Origin of the sequence: Streptomyces lacrimifluminis (genome assembly GCF_014646095.1) — a bacterium.
In the GTDB taxonomy this organism is placed as follows: Bacteria; Actinomycetota; Actinomycetes; order Streptomycetales; family Streptomycetaceae; genus Streptomyces; species Streptomyces lacrimifluminis.
On sequence record NZ_BMMU01000041.1, the window covers coordinates 1 to 17,386 of the forward strand.

The 17,386-nt window shown below is 70.2% G+C and carries 15 protein-coding genes; 8 read left to right on the plus strand and 7 right to left on the minus strand.

The genetic code is table 11. The features are described 5' to 3' along the window. Positions 1-122: 122 nt before the first annotated feature. Complete coding sequence (locus IEY89_RS35970) at positions 123-545, minus strand: winged helix-turn-helix transcriptional regulator (RefSeq protein WP_189151748.1); 423 nt, start codon at positions 543-545, stop codon at positions 123-125. A gap of 90 nt (positions 546-635) precedes the next feature. Between IEY89_RS35970 and IEY89_RS35975 the strand changes: the two genes are divergently transcribed. The 6 genes from IEY89_RS35975 (at position 636) to IEY89_RS36000 (ending at position 6,451) form a co-directional block, all read left to right on the plus strand. Continuing rightward, complete coding sequence (locus IEY89_RS35975; protein WP_189151749.1) at positions 636-1,487, plus strand: NAD(P)H-binding protein; 852 nt, start codon at positions 636-638, stop codon at positions 1,485-1,487. Positions 1,488-1,654: 167 nt separating this feature from the next. Continuing rightward, positions 1,655-2,623: an EamA family transporter RarD gene (gene rarD, locus IEY89_RS35980; RefSeq protein WP_189151750.1), complete on the plus strand. Its 969-nt coding sequence runs from the start codon at positions 1,655-1,657 to the stop codon at positions 2,621-2,623. A gap of 52 nt (positions 2,624-2,675) precedes the next feature. Next, the gene (locus tag IEY89_RS35985; RefSeq protein ID WP_189151751.1) at positions 2,676-3,155 is read left to right on the plus strand and encodes a VOC family protein; all 480 of its coding nucleotides are present in this window, start codon (positions 2,676-2,678) and stop codon (positions 3,153-3,155) included. A gap of 234 nt (positions 3,156-3,389) precedes the next feature. Beyond that, positions 3,390-4,364: a M28 family metallopeptidase gene (locus IEY89_RS35990; protein WP_189151752.1), complete on the plus strand. Its 975-nt coding sequence runs from the start codon at positions 3,390-3,392 to the stop codon at positions 4,362-4,364. A 118-nt stretch (positions 4,365-4,482) separates the two neighbouring features. Beyond that, positions 4,483-5,775 (plus strand): amidase, encoded by a 1,293-nt coding sequence (locus tag IEY89_RS35995; RefSeq protein ID WP_189151753.1) that lies wholly within the window; start codon positions 4,483-4,485, stop codon positions 5,773-5,775. Positions 5,776-5,890: 115 nt separating this feature from the next. Next, the gene (locus IEY89_RS36000; protein WP_189151754.1) at positions 5,891-6,451 is read left to right on the plus strand and encodes a flavodoxin family protein; all 561 of its coding nucleotides are present in this window, start codon (positions 5,891-5,893) and stop codon (positions 6,449-6,451) included. Here IEY89_RS36000 and IEY89_RS36005 read toward each other — a convergent pair. The 4 genes from IEY89_RS36005 to IEY89_RS36020 form a co-directional block, all read right to left on the minus strand. Beyond that, complete coding sequence (locus IEY89_RS36005; protein ID WP_229695612.1) at positions 6,441-7,370, minus strand: ABC transporter permease; 930 nt, start codon at positions 7,368-7,370, stop codon at positions 6,441-6,443. The genes IEY89_RS36000 and IEY89_RS36005 overlap by 11 nt on opposite strands. Next, positions 7,357-8,346, minus strand: coding sequence for an ABC transporter ATP-binding protein (locus tag IEY89_RS36010; protein WP_189151755.1), 990 nt, complete (start codon positions 8,344-8,346; stop codon positions 7,357-7,359). Before IEY89_RS36010 ends, IEY89_RS36005 begins: the two co-directional genes overlap by 14 nt. Positions 8,347-8,405: 59 nt before the next feature. Beyond that, positions 8,406-9,749, minus strand: coding sequence for a LolA family protein (locus tag IEY89_RS36015; protein ID WP_189151756.1), 1,344 nt, complete (start codon positions 9,747-9,749; stop codon positions 8,406-8,408). Between the two features lie 385 nt (positions 9,750-10,134). Further along, positions 10,135-11,145, minus strand: coding sequence for a polyprenyl synthetase family protein (locus IEY89_RS36020; protein WP_189151757.1), 1,011 nt, complete (start codon positions 11,143-11,145; stop codon positions 10,135-10,137). A gap of 736 nt (positions 11,146-11,881) precedes the next feature. Here IEY89_RS36020 and IEY89_RS36025 point away from each other — a divergent pair. Next, on the plus strand, positions 11,882-12,373 hold the full coding sequence (locus tag IEY89_RS36025; protein WP_189151758.1) for a transglycosylase SLT domain-containing protein: 492 nt from the start codon (positions 11,882-11,884) through the stop codon (positions 12,371-12,373). Positions 12,374-12,458: 85 nt separating this feature from the next. Here IEY89_RS36025 and IEY89_RS36030 read toward each other — a convergent pair whose 3' ends face one another. Continuing rightward, positions 12,459-13,280, minus strand: coding sequence for an HAD family hydrolase (locus tag IEY89_RS36030; protein ID WP_189151759.1), 822 nt, complete (start codon positions 13,278-13,280; stop codon positions 12,459-12,461). A gap of 411 nt (positions 13,281-13,691) precedes the next feature. On the opposite strand from IEY89_RS36030, the gene fahA reads away from it, so the two are divergent. Beyond that, the gene (fahA, locus tag IEY89_RS36035; RefSeq protein ID WP_189151760.1) at positions 13,692-14,906 is read left to right on the plus strand and encodes a fumarylacetoacetase; all 1,215 of its coding nucleotides are present in this window, start codon (positions 13,692-13,694) and stop codon (positions 14,904-14,906) included. A gap of 138 nt (positions 14,907-15,044) precedes the next feature. Here the strand turns inward: fahA and recQ are convergent, their stop codons facing one another. Then, the gene (gene recQ, locus IEY89_RS36040) at positions 15,045-17,093 is read right to left on the minus strand and encodes a DNA helicase RecQ (RefSeq protein WP_189151784.1); all 2,049 of its coding nucleotides are present in this window, start codon (positions 17,091-17,093) and stop codon (positions 15,045-15,047) included. Between the last annotated feature and the right edge of the window lie 293 nt (positions 17,094-17,386).

Genomic DNA, 17,386 nt, shown 5'->3' on the forward strand with positions numbered 1-17,386 from the left:
CCAGCTCGACACCGCGATCGTCCAGAACGGCAAGGGCGACCTCGCCGCCCTCCTCGCCGGCGGGGACACCTGGACCGTCGTCGGATAAGCGGTACGCGTGGCTACGTAGACAGTACGAGCGGCTACTGGGCCCGGGTCCTTTCGGCCCGGGCCTTGTCGTAGGTCCGGCGGGCCCGGTCCACGTCCGGCATGCGCTCCGCCGTCCAGTCGGCCAGGGCCTTGACCTGAGCGGCTGCCTCACGGCCGAGGTCGGTGAGCGAGTAGTCGACGCGGGGCGGGATGACCGGCTTCGCGTCCCGGTGGACCAGGCCGTCGCGCTCCAGTGTCTGGAGGGTCTGCGTCAGCATCTTCTCGCTGACCCTGCCGATGGCCCGGCGCAGCTCGCTGAAGCGGTACGGGCGCACCAGCAGTTCCATGAGGACGAGCACACCCCAGCGACTGGTGACGTGCTCCAGGACGAGGCGGTACGGACACATCCCCTCGACATCGACGGCGTCGACCGTCTCGGACCTGCCCACGACTTCGACCTTGCCACTTACCGTCATGTAAGTACCTTACTTCAAAGTGGGCACTTTCCCGAAGTTAGCGCTTCCCCTAGGGTTAGTGCCAGTCCGCACCCCACAAGGAGATTCGCCATGAGCATCGTCGTCACCGGAGCCACCGGCCACCTCGGTCGTCACGTAGTCGAGCAGCTGCTGGAGAAGGTCCCGGCCGACCAGATCACCGCCGTCGTGCGCGACGCGGACAAGGCCTCCGGCTTCGCGGCTCGCGGTGTGAAGATCGCGGTCGCCGACTACAACCGGCCGGAGACCTTCGACGGTGTCATAGCCGCCGGCGACAAGGTGCTGCTCATCTCCGGCAACGAGTTCGACAAGGGTCGCGTCGGCCAGCACAAGGTCGTCCTCGACGCCGCCAAGGCCGCGGGCGCCGCGCTGCTCGCGTACACCAGCGCCCCGGGCACCCTGAAGGCCGCGCTCGCCGACGACCACAAGGGCACCGAGGCGGCGATCCTCGCGTCCGGCGTCCCGTACTCGCTGCTGCGCAACGGCTGGTACAACGAGAACTACACCGAGCAGCTCGCCGTCGCCCTTGAGCACGGCGTCACCCAGGCCGCCGGTGAAGGCAGGGTCGCCTCCGCCGCGCGCGCCGACTACGCCGCCGCCGCTGTCGCGGTGCTGACCGGCGAGGGCCACGAGAACACGACGTACGAGCTGAGCGGCGACACCAGCTGGAGCTTCGCCGAGTACGCGGCCGAGGTGTCCAAGCAGTCCGGCAAGGACGTCGCCTACAACGCCGTCTCCGTCGAGGTCCTGATCGGCATCCTGACCGGCGTCGGTCTGCCCGAGGGCCTCGCCACCATCCTCGCGGGCGTGGACGCGTCCATCGAGAAGGGCGAGCTGGCCGGCACCCCGGGCGACCTGTCCCGCCTGACCGGCCGCCCGACCACGCCGATCGCCGAGTCGATCGCCGCCGCGCTCAAGGCCTGACCCCCATACCCCTCAGGGGCGCGCACTCCCCCGTCACGCCCCTGAGGACGTCCGCCCCCGCCTGTCATGACCGTATGCCGATACGAACATGACAGCCGGGGGCGCCCGGCGTTACCGTCGTGAACGCACGTCCATATGGTCATGTGCTGGTACGAGGGGAGACGCCGGTGGCCGGCAAGCCGACGAGCGAGCAGCGCAAAGGTCTGCTGAACGGCTTCGCGGCATACGGGATGTGGGGCCTCGTCCCACTGTTCTGGCCGCTGCTGAAGCCGGCCGGGGCGGTGGAGATCCTGGCCCACCGAATGGTGTGGTCCCTCGCCTTCGTCGGCATCGCCCTGCTGGCGCTGCGCCGCTGGGCCTGGGCGGGCGAGTTGCTGCGGCAACCGCGCCGACTGGCCCTGATCACGGTCGCCGCGGCGTTCATCACGGTCAACTGGGGCGTCTACATCTGGGCCGTGAACAGCGGGCACGTGGTCGAGGCCTCGCTCGGCTACTTCATCAACCCGCTCGTCACCATCGCCATGGGTGTCCTCCTGCTGAAGGAGCGGCTGCGGCCGGTGCAGTGGACGGCGGTCGGCGTCTGCCTGGCCGCCGTACTCGTCCTGACGATCGGGTACGGCCGGCCGCCCTGGATCTCCCTCTGCCTGGCCTTCTCCTTCGCCACCTACGGCCTGGTGAAGAAGAAGGTCAACCTGGGCGGAGTGGAGTCGCTGGCCGCCGAGACCGCGGTCCAGTTCCTGCCCGCGCTGGCGTATCTGCTGTGGCTGGGCGGCCAGGGCCAGGCGACCTTCGGTGCGCACGGCGCCGGGCACGCGGCCCTGCTCGCGGCGACCGGCGTCGTGACCGCGCTCCCGCTGGTCTGCTTCGGCGCGGCGGCGATACGGGTGCCGTTGTCGACGCTGGGCCTGCTCCAGTACCTGGCTCCCGTCTTCCAGTTCCTCCTCGGCATCTTCTACTTCCACGAGGCCATGCCGCCGGAACGCTGGGCCGGGTTCGCCCTGGTGTGGCTCGCCCTGGCCCTGCTGACATGGGACGCGCTGCGGGCGGCGCGGCGGGGGGCGCGGGCGGTACGGGCGGCGGCAGACCCGGTCCTCGTTCCTCCGACGGTGGAGGCCACGCAGGACGTACGCCACTGACAGCGGGCGTACAGCGAGCCGTTGTCAGTCCGGCACGTTATAAGTGGTCTCCATGACACACACACCCGCACAGGACGCCCCCACCCCCGTGCACTGGAAGCTGGTCATCGACTGCGTGGACCCGCATGCGCAGGCCGGCTTCTGGGCCGCCGCGCTCGCGTACACGGTCGAGGACCACAGCGCGCTGGTCGAACGTCTGCTGGGCCTCGGTGCCGTGCCGGCCGAGCTGACCGTCGAGTCGCACGGGCGCCGCGCGTGGCGGGACCTGGCCGCCGTACGGCATCCCGGTGACCCGTACGAGGAGGAGAGCGGGACCGGGCTCGGGCGGCGGCTGCTCTTCCAGCGCGTACCGGAGCCGAAGGCGGGCAAGAACAGGCTTCATCTCGATCTGCACCCGGGTCCGGACCTGCGGTCGGCCGAGGTCGAGCGGCTGACGGGGCTGGGGGCGAGTGTGCTGCGGGAGGTGCGGGAGGCCGGAGGCGAGTGGGTGGTGATGGCGGATCCGGAGGGGAACGAGTTCTGTCTGCACTAGCCCTGCCCCCTACCCCTGGCCCTGGCCCTGCCCCAGGGCCAGGGCCAGGGCCAGTGCCCGGACGCGGAGGCGGAGGCGCTTCGGCATCAGCTACTGATCATGTCCATGTTCATCCGGAATGCGAACTCGCTGTCCATATAGCGCTCTTGACGAACCGTTAGCCAGAGCTTCACCATCCAGGCACCCATCCGTCGCGGAATCCCTGTGATTCCCCAGGAATTCGGAGCCCCCCACATGAAGCTCTCGGTTCCCGGACGCGCCACAGCCACCGCTGTGGCCGTCACCGTGCTCGCCTCCACCGCGCTCCTCACCACGGGCGCGGCAGCAGGCGCGGCCCCCTCTCCCAACTCCGCGCCGGCCGTCAAGCTGGCCGCCGCGCCCGACCTGCCCCTGGCCAACGTCAAGGCGCACCTGACCCAGCTGCAGTCCATAGCCACCGCCAACGGCGGCAACCGGGCGCACGGCAGAACCGGCTACCGTGCCTCGCTCGACTATGTGAAGGCAAAGCTGGACGCGGCCGGATTCACCACGACCATCCAGCAGTTCACCGCGTCCAGCCGTACCGGCTACAACCTGATCGCCGACTGGCCCGGCGGCGACACCAACCAGGTGATCATGGCGGGCTCGCACCTCGACAGTGTTTCCTCCGGCGCCGGTATCAACGACAACGGCAGCGGCTCGGCCGCCGTCCTGGAGATCGCGCTCGCCGTCTCGCGCGCCCAGTACCAGCCCACAAAGCACCTGCGATTCGCCTGGTGGGGAGCGGAGGAACTGGGCCTGGTCGGGTCCAGGTACTACGTCAACAACCTCTCCTCCGCGAACCGTGCGCGCATCGACGGCTATCTCAACTTCGACATGATCGGCTCGCCGAACCCCGGCTACTTCGTCTACGACGACGACCCGACCATCGAGCAGACCTTCAAGGACTACTTCTCCGGTCTCGGCGTCCCGACGGAGATCGAGACCGAGGGCGACGGCCGTTCCGACCACGCGCCCTTCAAGAACGTGGGCGTCCCCGTCGGAGGCCTGTTCACCGGTGCCAGCAACACCAAGTCGGCGGCACAGGCGGCCAAGTGGGGCGGTACGTCGGGCCAGGCGTTCGACCGCTGCTACCACTCGTCCTGCGACACCACGGCCAACATCAACGACACCGCGCTCGACCGCAACAGTGACGCCGCCGCGTACGCCGTGTGGGAGCTGTCGGAGTAACGCGCGTCGGACCATCGTCCACGCACACCGCCCACCCCGGGGACGGTCAACCGGTCGCCTTGGCGGCCGAGTTGACCGTCCCCGCCGTCCACCGCGGCCGGGCGCAGGAGAATGCGGCATGACCGATCTCCTGATCTCGGAAGTCGCCGCCGCCGTACTGGCGCGGGAAGTGACCGCCGTCGACGTCGTCACGGCAGCGCTCGCGCGGATCGCCGCCGTGGAACCGGAGTTGTGCGCGTTCACGGAGGTGTGGCACGAGGCGGCCGTACGGCGGGCACGCGAGGTCGACGCACGGGTCGCCGCGGGTGAGCGGTTGCCGCTCGCGGGCGTCCCGATCGCGGTGAAGGGCCGGTACGGGGAGCGGGCGGCGGACGCGATACGACTGACGGCCGCCGGGTGTGTGCCGTTGGGCACCACGTCCGTACCCGCGCCCGGTGCCGGAACTCCCTGGCAGACCTGGGGACTTGGGGCCGGTGGGCGGACGGTCAACCCGTGGCGGGCGGACCGCGTGCCGGGCGGTTCGTCGGCCGGGGCCGCGGCGGCGGTGGCGGCCGGCCTGGTGCCGCTCGCGACCGGCGCCGACGGGGCGGGGTCCATCCGCATCCCGGCCGCCTGGTGCGGGGTGTTCGGCCTCAAGTCGACGAACGGGCGCCTGCCGCATCCCGACCGGACGGGGCTGAGCGTGCCCGGTGCGGTCGCCCGGCGGGCGGCGGACCTGCGGACGTACTGGCGGTGCGTGACCGGAGCCGACGGACACGCGGTGGATGCGGCAGGCGGCAGGGGCGACATGACCGGCGTCGGCGACCACGGCGTCAGCGTCAGCGACCAGGAGTACGCGCGGCGACCCCTCACCGCCGTCTGGTCCGACTCCCTCGGTTTCGCCCGCACCGATCCCGGGCCCGCCCTCGTCGCGCACGGCGCCGCATTGCGGCTCGACGGTGCCGGGGTCGTACGGCTGCTGCCGCCGGAGGACGCCCCCGTACGCCTCGACGACCCGGGGCCGGCCTGGCTGGCGCTGCGGGCACCGGGCGCGGGTCCAGATACGGGTACGGGTACGAGTACGGCCAGGGACGGTGATTCACGCGGCGACACCGCGCCGGCGCACCGGCTGCGAGTGGTCAACGACCGGCGGCTGGCGGAGTTGTTCAGCCGGGCCGACCTGCTCCTGACCCCCACCACCCCGAACCCGCCGCACGGCCACGAGGGCCCGGGGGACCGGTACTCGACCGCGCTCACCTGGGCGTTCAACCTCAGCGGGCACCCGGCTGCGAGCATCCCCGCGGGCTTCGGCCCGGACGGCTGCCCGGTCGGGCTCCAGGTGGTGGCCCGGCACGGCGAGGAGGAGGCGCTGCTCCGGGTCATGACGGCGGCGGAGGAACGGGCGGGCCTGCGGGCACCCCGGGCCCGGTAATGGGGACTGGCCAGAAATCAATGCATGTGCATATACTGCGTACGCATGCAATGGCGGTGCGCGCGCAATCCCAGCACGTGCACCCGCCGTACGCCGACCGCACCGGGGGCAGATCATGAACCGCAGCTTTCTCTTCCTGCTGGGCAGCAGCCGCAGCGACGGCAACACCGAGGCGCTCGCCCGCCGGGCCGCCGAACAACTGCCCGCCGATGTCGAGCAGCGCTGGCTGAGTCTCGCCGACCACCCGCTGCCGGACTTCGAGGACCTGCGCCACGACACGGACCACGTCCGGCCCACCGGGAACAACGCGGCTCTCCTGCTCGACGCCACACTCGCGGCCACGGACATCGTGATCGCCTCGCCGCTGTACTGGTACTCGGTGTCCGCCTCCGTGAAGCGCTACCTCGACCACTGGTCGGGCTGGCTGCGCACGCCCGGCCTCGACTTCAAGGACACCCTCGCCGGGCGCACCCTGTGGGGCGTCACCGTCCTCGCGGCCCCGGAGCAGGCGTACGCCGACCCGCTGGTCGGCACGCTCAGCAACTCGGCCGCCTACATGGAGATGCGGTTCGGCGGGGTGCTCCTCGGCAACGGGAGCAAGCCCGGTGACGTACTGAACGACACCGACGCGCTCACCCGCGCGAAGACGTTCTTCGGCCAGGAGTTCAGGCCGTGATGTCCTTCGTCGTGAACCGCGCCCAGGCCGCCGCGCCGAACACCGCCGCGTACAGGGCCTGGATGCCGAGGTTTTTCACCAGGTCGTCCCAGTAGACCGGTTCGCGCATCAGGTCGGCGAAGGACAACCAGTAGTGGGAGAAGAAGTACGGCTGGAGCGCGCTCAGTTGGGGGATCTGGTCGAGGATCTGGACGGTGATGAGCAGCCCGACGGTCGTCGCCATCGCCGCGATGCCGCTGCTCGTCAGGGTGGAGATGAACAGGCCGAGCGCCGCCACCCCGATCAGTGACGCGGCGACGACCAGCGCGATCAACAGCGCCCGCCCGAGGCCCTCGGCGAAGCTGATGCTCGTACCGGAGATCGTCATCAGGTCGCCGAGCGGGAAGAGGAACGCGCCGACCGTGAGCGCCGATATCGCCACCACCAGCGTCGCCACCAGGCAGAACGTCAGCGTGGTCGCGTACTTGGTGAGGAGCAGCCGGGTACGGCCGGCCGGGGCGACCAGCAGATAGCGGAGCGTGCCCGCGCTCGACTCGCCGGCGATCGCGTCGCCCGCGATGACGCCGATGGCCATCGGGAGGAAGAAGGGGAGGGTCGCGGCCAAGGCCGTGAACACCAGGAACAGACCGTTGTTGCTGATCTGCGAGATGAACGCCGGTCCCCCGCCGCCCCCGCCCCCGCCCCCGGGACCTCCCCCGGCGGCTGACGAACCGTCGCTCGTCTCGATCTTCACGGCGATGCCGACGACGATCGGTACGGCGGCCAGCACGGCGAGCAGCGCGAGGGTCCGCCAGCGCCGGAAGGTGATGGCGAGCTCGCTGCGGAAAAGGCTCAGGGTCCAGAGGGGGTTGGGCCTGGGTGGCGCCTTCTGCGTCCGGGGAGGCGCCGCCTCGGTCTCAGCCTGCTCAGCCTGCGACATCGAAGCCCTCCCCCGTCAGCGCCACGAACGCGTCCTCCAGGGACGCCCGTTCGATACCGAAGCCCCGGACGCGGACACCCGCGCCGACCAACGCGGCGTTCAGATCGGCCAGTTCGCGGTCGTCTTCCGGCACCTCGCCGGTCACCCGGTCCCGGTCCTCGGTGACGACCACGTCGGCGACGCCCTGTTCCTTGAGCACGCGGGCCGCGTCCGCCGCGTCGGGCGTCGTCACGACCAGCAGGCCGCGGGCCCCGGCGGCCAACTCGGCCACCGGGCCCTGGGTGATCAGCCGCCCCTGCGCCATCACTGCCGCATGCGTACAGACCTGCTCGATCTCGTCGAGGAGGTGGGAGGAGAGGAAGACGGTGGTGCCGTCCGATGCCAACTCCCGTACCAGAGAACGGATTTCGCGCATCCCCTGGGGATCGAGCCCGTTGGTCGGCTCATCGAGGACGAGCAGCCGGCGCGGCTGGAGCAGCGCCGCCGCGAGGCCGAGCCGCTGTTTCATGCCCAGCGAGTACGCCTTCGCCTTCTTGCCTGCGGCGGCCGTCAGGCCCACCCGGTCCAGCGCCGCCGCGACGCGGATACGCCGGGTGCGCGGATCGGCGGTCGGGTCGGCGGCGTCGTACCGTGCGAGGTTGTCGCGGCCCGAGAGGAAGCCGTACAGCGCGGGCCCCTCGATGAGCGCGCCGACGTGGGGCAGGACGGCGCGGGTGGCCCGGGGCATCGACTGCCCCAGCACCCGCGCCGTGCCCGACGTCGGCTCGATCAGGCCCATCAGCATGCGGATGGTCGTCGTCTTGCCGGAGCCGTTGGGGCCGAGGAAACCGAAGACGCTGCCCGCCGGGACGGTGAGATCGAGAGCGTCGACGGCGAGTTGTCCGCCACGGTAGCGCTTGGTGAGGGCACGGGTGACGATGACGGCGTCGTCACCCCGGTTCACCTTCTGCCACGCCGTGGCGGACGGTTCCTCCATGGGCTCCCTCATTCGTCGTACCCGTGAGGGATTTCCCGTACGGGAAATCCCGTGGGCGGTTACTGCTGGGCGTTGGCCGCCTTGACCAGGGCGTCCTTCGTGACGGCGCCGACGTAGAGCTTGCCGTCGTCCGTCATCAGGGCGTTGATCAGGCGGGTCTTGAAGACCGTGCCGGAGCCGAAGTCGCCGGAGGCCTTGTCGCCGAAGGAGTCCAGGAACCCGCCGAACGCACCGGCGTCGGGCGAGCTCTCGGCCGACGGGACACCGCCCTCCATCCCCGAGTCGAACATGGCGATGGAGTTCCAGCCCTCGCCGATGACCTTGACGCCATCGTCTTCGAGCCCGTCCGGTGCACCCTCGTGACCCTCAAGTCCCTTGAGATCCTCGCCGAACTCCTTGTCGAAGTCCTTGGCGAAGTCCTCCCCGGCCTTGTTCTCGGCCTTGTCAGTGTCCTCCGAGGCCTTCGTCCCGCCCTCCTCGGTGACCTTCGTTCCCTTGGGCGGGGTGAAGTCGAAGGTCGAGGCGGCGGGCTTGCCGAAGTCGACGTCGACGAAGCCGACGTCCACGACGGCGGCACCGCCGCTCGCCGGGGTGAGCGTGAACTTCAGGGGCGTCCCCGTCTTCGAGTCGACCGCGATACTGATCGCCCCGACCGTGGACCCGGACGCCTTCGGCGTGATGACCAGCTTGTACGCGTCCCGGCCGGCCACCTGGGCGGTGCCGTCGACGGTCACGGAGGTCGTGTCGTCGACCGCCTTCAGAGCTTCCTCGGCGAGCTGCCCCGGCGTGGCGGACGCGTCGTCACCGGGCAGGATCCGGTCCTTGTCCTCACCCTTGTCCTCACCCTTGCCGCTCTCGGACGCGGGGGCCGTCGCGTGGTACGCCTCGTTCGACGCACTGTCGTACGCCCACACCTCGTCGCCGTTGTGGATCACGCTGTACTCGGCGGCCTTCTCCAGCAGCGACAGCTTCTGCTTGTCGGGGCCGTCGACGGCGACCCGCACGGTGTGCGTGCCGGTGGCCAGCTCAAGGAGCTTGGCGCTCGGATCGGCGGCCGACCCCGAGTCGTCGGAGCCCCCTCCGAGTCCGCCGGACAGGAGTCCGCTCTCCAGACCGCCGAGATCGGGCAGCCCCAGATCCGTACTGATCTTCACCGTGCCGGACAGTTGCTGTACGTCCGACGCGGCGATCTTCTCGATGAGTTCCTGCGCACTGATCTTCGGCAGATCGGGGTCACCGGAGCCGGCGAACGCCGGTACCAGGCCGATCGTCGCGACCGTCAGACCGATCACCACGGCCGGAGCGGCGTACCGCGCGGCCTTGCGGCCCCGGGACGGCGCGTCCTCGGCCTCGTTCCCGGCCTCGATCCGGTTCCCCGCCTTGGCCTCTTCGTACGGTGCCATGTGTGCCTTACCTCCGTCGTCGGCGGCGGCTGTCCGTCCCACACTGTCCACCCTGAGCCGCCATTCTCACCCGAACCGGTGAGGAGTGGTGGTTTCCATCTCACCAAATCGGCGACGGGGAATCGTCAGACCTTGGGCTCAACTCCGTGTACTGCTACGGGATGACATGAGGAGCCCCAGCTTCCCCTGACCCGTAGGGGTCACCCCACCCATCCGGCACCTCGATGCCAGGGCCCAACCCTCCAGCCCATCCGGTGCCTGGCGGCCGAGGCCGACATCTCCAGCCCGTCCGGTGCCTGGGGCCGAGGTTCGCGCATGCAGCCCGTCCGAGGGTCCCCCTCTGGGGGAGGGGCGGGACGGGTAAGGGCGGCGGGGGCGAAACCCCTCACCCCGCCCGATGCACCACCGCGTCACACATCTCCACCAGCGCGGCCTTCGCATCGCACTCCGCCAACGGCACCAGCGCGGCCCGCGCCTCCTCCGCATACCGCACCGTGTCCCGCCGAGCCTGCTCCAACGCCGGATGCACCCGCAGCCGAGCCAACGCCTCCGCGTGCCGGGCGTCGTCACTCAGGTCGGAGTCCAGCAACTCGCACAACGCGACATCCTCGGCCAGCCCCAGCCGGGCCACCCGCTCCCGCAGCCGCAGCACGGGCATCGTGGGAATGCCCTCCCGCAGATCCGTCCCCGGCGTCTTCCCCGACTCGTGGGAGTCGGACGCGATGTCCAGCACGTCGTCCGCGAGCTGGAAGGCGACCCCGAGCCGCTCCCCGTACTGGGTGAGCACATCCACGACAGTGTCGTCGGCCCCGGACATCATCGCCCCGAAGCGGCAGGCCACGGCCACCAGCGACCCGGTCTTCCCGCCCAGCACGTCCAGATAGTGCTCGACGGGGTCCCGCCCGTCCGACGGCCCCGCCGTCTCCAGGATCTGCCCGGTCACCAGCCGCTCGAACGCCTCCGCCTGCACCCGGACCGCCTCGGGCCCGAGGTCGGCGAGGATGTGGGAGGCGCGCGCGAACAGGAAGTCCCCGGTGAGGACCGCGACGGAGTTGCCCCAGCGCGTGTTGGCGCTGGGCACCCCGCGCCGCACCTCGGCCTCGTCCATGACGTCGTCGTGATACAGCGTCGCGAGGTGGGTCAGCTCCACCACCACCGCGGACGGCACGATCCCCGGCGCATGGCGGTCCCCGAACTGCGCCGCGAGCATCACGAGCAAGGGCCGGAACCGCTTCCCGCCGGCCCGTACGAGATGCTGCGCGGCCTCCGTGATGAAGGGGACCTCGCTCTTGGTGGCTTCGAGCAACCCTTCCTCGACAGCCGCCAATCCGGCCTGGACATCGGCTTCGAGAGCCTGGTCCCGCACGCTCAGCCCGAACGGCCCGACGACGGTCACGAGGGATCTCCTGTCTGCTGGTGTCTACTGGCGGTCACACGGTGTGTCGATAGGTCGCTGCCATCACTCAAGTCAGCGTATCCGGTCATGTTTCGATCACCGCGAGCGCCCGCCCGTCCAGGCCAGGCGGTATCGGATCACGACCGGAATGTTTTTGATCAGTCCAAAGCATGGACATTTATAAACATCCCGCGGCCGTCACCGAGACAACGTCGCGCATCGCGCGAGAGGTTCCACCCTCGTAACGGACACAAACACCCAATAGTCATGAAGCACCCCAAAACCCCATCGACTCCACCTGGACCACGACTACCCCCGCTCCGTGATTCGAGTCACTCCCACAGGCGACCCTCACCACCCCCACCCCGCAAACTCCCCATTCACAAAAGGCAAGTTGCCCTCCACTCCCCTTTTGCTATTTGCCCGTTTTATTCCCAATGGGTATCCCAAATAGGCAAGTCCTGCATTTCTGCCCCTTGTTCCATCCGTGTGCTCTCGCATACGTTTCGCGCCACACCGGGCGGACCGCCGAATCCTGCCACCGCCCGCAGAGCAGACAACCCACCCACCCACACGTGACTCACGCAGGCAGGAGCGGGGGACCCAGGTAGGCCGCCGGTCCGGGCTTTCACGCCGGAGCGGCTAGGGGTGAAGCCGCGCGCCGACAACGCGCCCGGCCGGGCATCTCCCGCCCGAACCCGACAGCTCACCTCGCAGGCGCCGGAGAGGACTCACCATGCCCGTACGAGGTCGGCACCACCACGCGAGAACCCCCCGCCGCCCGCTCGCGCTCACCCGCACACTCGCCATCACCGGGACGGCCGCCGCAGCCCTGGTCATCCCCTTCCTGACCGCGACAACGGCTTCGGCCGCACCGGCCGCGTCGTCGTCGACGACGACGTACTACGCGAACAACCTGGACGGCTGGATCCGCGAATCGCTCGACATCATGGCGCAGAACGGAATCCCCGGAACGTACGACGGCATCTACCGCAACATCATCCGCGAGTCGTCGGGCAACCCCTACGCCATCAACAACTGGGACTCCAACGCGGCAGCCGGCACCCCCTCCAAGGGGCTCCTCCAGGTCATCGACCCGACCTTCGCCGCCTACCACGTCACCGGCACCTCGTACGACCCCTACGACCCGATCGCGAACATCACCGCGGCCTGCAACTACGCGGCGGCACGATACGGATCGATAGACAACGTGTACGGGGCCTACTAGGCCGCCCCAGACCGGTGCGCTGCCCGGGTCAGCAGGCCGGGCCGGCCCTACTGGGCCGACCTGCCGGCCTGCTGACCCGGGCCTCCTACCGGCCCGTCCCGCCCCCGAACAGCCGCTCCAGCACCACCGCGATCCCGTCGTCCTCGTTCGAGAGGGTGACCTCGTCCGCCACGGCCTTGAGTTCGGGATGGGCGTTGGCCATGGCCACCCCGTGAGCCGCCCAGTCGAACATCGGGATGTCGTTGGGCATGTCACCGAAGGCGATGGTGGCGGACGCGGTCAGCCCGAGATACTCGGCTGCCAGCGCGAGCCCCGTCGCCTTGGTGATGCCGCATGGCTGGAGTTCGACGGTGCCCGGCCCCGACATGGTGACCGTCGCGAGGGAACCGACCGCTCCGCGCGCCGCCGACGCCAACTCGTCGTCGGACAGGAACGGATGGCGCAGCAGCACCTTGCTGATGGGCTCGGCCCACAGATCGTCCCGGTGCGGCACCCGTACGGCGGGCAGCGTCGGGTGGGGCATCAGGTAGCCGGGTTCGATGAGCGTGAGCCCGTCGACACCGTCCTGATCGACTGCGGCGTACACCTGCCCGACCTCGGCCTCGATCTTGCCGAGCGCGGTCTCCGCCAGCTCCTGGTCCAGGGTCACCGACCACAGCAGACGGTCGGCGCCGGCGTCGTACAGCTGCGCCCCCTGCCCGCACACCGCGAGCCCTCCGGCGCCGAGGTCGTCGAGCAGCGGCCGGACTCTCGGAGCCGGCCGTCCCGTCACGACCAGATGCCGGGCACCTGCGGCCGTGACACGCTCCAGCACGGCCCGCGACCGGTCGGAGAGCGTGTCGTCGGCACGCAGGAGCGTTCCGTCCAGGTCCGTGGCGATCAGTGCGTATGCGGTGGGAGCGGCCATGATCCAGAGAATACGGATCGTTCGGCCCATCGGTCTCCGTCCGAACCGGACGACGTTCCGCCTCCCTTCAGCAACAGCCCCGGCGCAGGCACCAGTTCCCGCACCGGGTGCCGGCGCAGGACGACCCGAGCAGGCCGACGACTCCGTACAGCGAACCCCTGGTTCACAAGATCGAGCAAGGCACACGTTGACCGGGCGGACCAGCACCGGAGCCCCGTCTCCGCCCCACCCGCGCCCTACCCGCGCCCCGCCATGTCCCCCAAAGGGCGCCAAGCGGGAATCACCGGCTCCGAACGACACTTATCAGAACATTGCGAACTCTTCAGACGCCGGGAACACTGCCCTGAGCCCTCGACTCACCCGTAACCTGTGGCGCGACCACATGGCCACACGAGAGCGAGGCAGCACCCCATGCCCCCCTTCGATGTCCCCGAGGGCGACCCCTTCGGCCCGCACAACCTCCCCTACGGCGTGTTCTCCCCGGCCGGCTCCACGGACCGGCGGGTCGGTGTCCGACTCGGCGACCACGTCCTGGACGCGGGCGCCGCAGCCGCAGCCCTCGGCTCCCCCTATGTCTCCGTACTGGCCCGCCCGACCCTCAACCCCCTTCTCGCCGCGGGCCGCACGGCCTGGTCCGACATCCGACGCGCCCTCACGGCCTGGGTCACCGTCCCGTCCCACCAGGACACCGTCGCACCTCTCCTCCACCCTCTCTCCGCGGTGACGCTGCACCTTCCCTTCGAGGTCGCGGACTACGTCGACTTCTACGCATCCGAGAACCACGCCCGGAACGTCGGCCAGATCTTCCGCCCCGACGCCGCGGACTCCCTGACCCCCAACTGGAAGCACCTGCCGATCGGTTACCACGGCCGCTCGGGCACGGTCGTGGTCTCCGGCACGGACGTCGTACGACCGTCAGGCCAGCGCAAGGCCCCCACCGACCCGGTCCCGCTCTTCGGCCCGTCGGTCCGCCTGGACATCGAGGCGGAGGTCGGCTTCGTGGTGGGCACACCGTCGTCCATGGGCAGCCCCGTGACCTTGTCCGCCTTCCGGGACCACGTCTTCGGCCTCTGCCTCCTGAACGACTGGTCCGCCCGCGACATCCAGGCATGGGAGTACGTCCCGCTGGGTCCGTTCCTCGGCAAGTCCTTCGCCACGTCCGTCTCGGCGTGGATCACGCCGCTGGACGCCCTGGAGGATGCCCGGATCGCCCCGCCTGCCCGCACCCACCCCCTGCTTCCCTACCTCGACGACGCCGAGGAGGAGCCCGGCGGCTACGACCTCCGTATCTCCGTCGCCGTGAACGGCCACACCATCTCCGAGCCCCCTTTCTCCACCATGTACTGGACGGCGGCACAACAACTCGCCCACATGACCGTCAACGGTGCCTCTCTGCGCACCGGCGACCTCTACGGCTCGGGCACGGTCAGCGGCCCGACCGAACGCGAGCGCGGCTCCCTCCTCGAACTCACCTGGAACGGCACCGCCCCCCTCGACCTCCCCGCCGGCAAGCGCACCTTCCTGGAGGACGACGACGAGGTCACCCTCACCGCCTGGGCCCCGGGTCCGAACGGCACCCGCGTAGGCCTGGGCGAGGTGAGGGGCAGAATCACTCCTGCGAGCTGAGCGAAGCGCCGGGGAGCGCCGGGGGCAGAGAACAGGGCGCGTGATCCGGCGCCGGCCGGCAGGGAACCGGCCCGCCCGGTCCCGCCCCACACTCCCCTCCCATATACCCCATACACCCTGTATGCGGGCTCCAGCCCTCTACATCCAGTCCTCGGGCTCGGGCTCCATCTCCATCTCGGGCCAGTCGTCCGGCCCCATCCGGTCCGGCCCCGGCCCGGATTTCGCGCCCTCGCCCTCACTGTCCGTGGAGCCGGGCGGGGTCCCCGCCCCGGACTCCGGCGCCCCGCCCAGGGCCGCGAGCGCCTTCAGCACGCCCTCCCCGTACGTGGCGAGCTTCTTCTCGCCCACTCCGCTGATCCCGCCCAGCTCGGCGACCGACTCGGGCCAGACGCTGACGATCTCCCTGAGCGTGGCGTCGTGGAAGATGACGTACGCCGGGACCCCCTGCTCACGGGCCTGCTCACCACGCCAGGTCCGCAGTGCCTCGAACGCCGGCTGCAGTTCCGTGGGCAACTCGGCCATCGCTGCCGCTGCCTTCGCCTTCCGCTCGCCCCGGCCGCTGCCACCGGCCGACCGCGCGGTCGCCGCCTTCTTCGGTTCCTTCCGCATCGGCACGTCCCGCTCGCGCCGCAGTACCGACCCGCTCTCCTCGGTCAGCACCAGCGTCCCGTACTCCCCCTCGACCGCGAGGAGCCCCTGCGCCAGCATCTGCCGTACGACCCCGCGCCATTCGCCCTCGGTCAGCTCCTCGCCGATGCCGAACACGGAGAGCTGGTCGTGGTCGAACTGGATCACCTTGGCGGTCCGCCGGCCCAGCAGGATGTCCACGATCTGCACCGCGCCGAACTTCTGCCGCCGCTCACGCTCCAGCCGCCACACTGTCGACAGCACCTTCTGCGCGGCGACCGTGCCGTCCCAGGTGTCCGGCGGCACCAGGCACGTGTCGCAGTTGCCGCAACCGCCCGGTTCCGGGTCCTGTCCGAAGTAGGCGAGCAGCTGACTGCGCCGGCACTGCACCGTCTCGCACAGTGCCAGCATCGCGTCCAGGTGCGCGGCGGACCGGCGCCGGTGCGCCTCGTCGCCCTCACTGCCCTGGATCATCTTGCGCTGCTGTATGACGTCGTTCAGTCCGTACGCCATCCAGGCCGTGGACGGCAGTCCGTCGCGCCCCGCACGGCCCGTCTCCTGGTAGTAGCCCTCGACGGACTTGGGCAGGTCGTAGTGGGCGACGAACCGGACATCGGGTTTGTCGATGCCCATCCCGAAGGCGATCGTCGCCACGACGACGAGACCGTCCTCCCGCAGGAAGCGCGACTGGTGCGCCGCACGCGTGCCCGCGTCCAGCCCCGCGTGGTACGGCACCGCCTGCACGCCGTTGGCGGACAGGAACTCGGCCGTGCGCTCCACGGAGTTGCGCGACAGGCAGTAGACGATGCCGGCGTCGCCCGCGTGCTCCTCCTTCAGGAAGGACAGCAACTGCTTCTTGGGGTCGGCCTTGGGCACGATCCGGTACTGGATGTTGGGCCGGTCGAAGCTCGCCACGAAGTGACGGGCGTCCGGCATGCCCAGCCGCTGGGTGATCTCCTGGTGTGTCGCGTGCGTGGCCGTCGCCGTGAGCGCGATCCGCGGGACGTCCGGCCATCGCTCGCCCAGCAGCGACAGCGCCAGGTAGTCGGGCCGGAAGTCGTGCCCCCACTGTGAGACGCAGTGCGCCTCGTCGATGGCGAAAACAGCGATCTTCCCGCGGGAGAGCAGGTCCAGGGACGACTCCAGCCGCAGCCGCTCCGGAGCCAGGTACAGGAGGTCCAGCTCACCGGCCAGGAACTCGGCCTCCACCACCCGCCGCTCGTCGAAGTCCTGCGTGGAGTTCATGAACCCGGCCCGCACACCGAGCGCCCGCAGCGCGTCCACCTGGTCCTGCATCAGCGCGATGAGCGGCGAGACGACGATCCCCGTACCCGGTCTGACCAGGGACGGAATCTGGTAGCAGAGCGACTTGCCGCCACCCGTCGGCATGAGGACGACGGCGTCGCCGCCCGCCACCACATGCTCGATGACGGCTGCCTGCTCGCCGCGGAAGGAGTCGTACCCGAAGACCCGGTGCAGCGTGGCCAGCGCCTCGCTGTCCACCGTCCCGACCGCTCCCGGACCCTCGCCGGCTTCCGTCATCACACCCGACCCGCCCATCACGCTCATCGCGCTCATCGTCGTGTCCCCCGTACGTCGCGCCTCGACCACTGCGTCCACCATAGGGGCCCGCACCGACAGCCCCGGAGTTATCCACAGGTCGCCCCGCCACACCTCCGTCCCATGGCACCGGCCCCTCCGCCGGACCGGGGGTGTTCAGCCCAATGGGCCCCTTCGCGTGGCGTCCCCGAAGGCCCTGGGACATGCTGCTCGGGCGGGACCAGGGGAGGCCCGCCCAACGGACCGGCGCCCCGCGCCTCTCGGACCGGCGCTCTTCGACGCGCCTCTCCCGC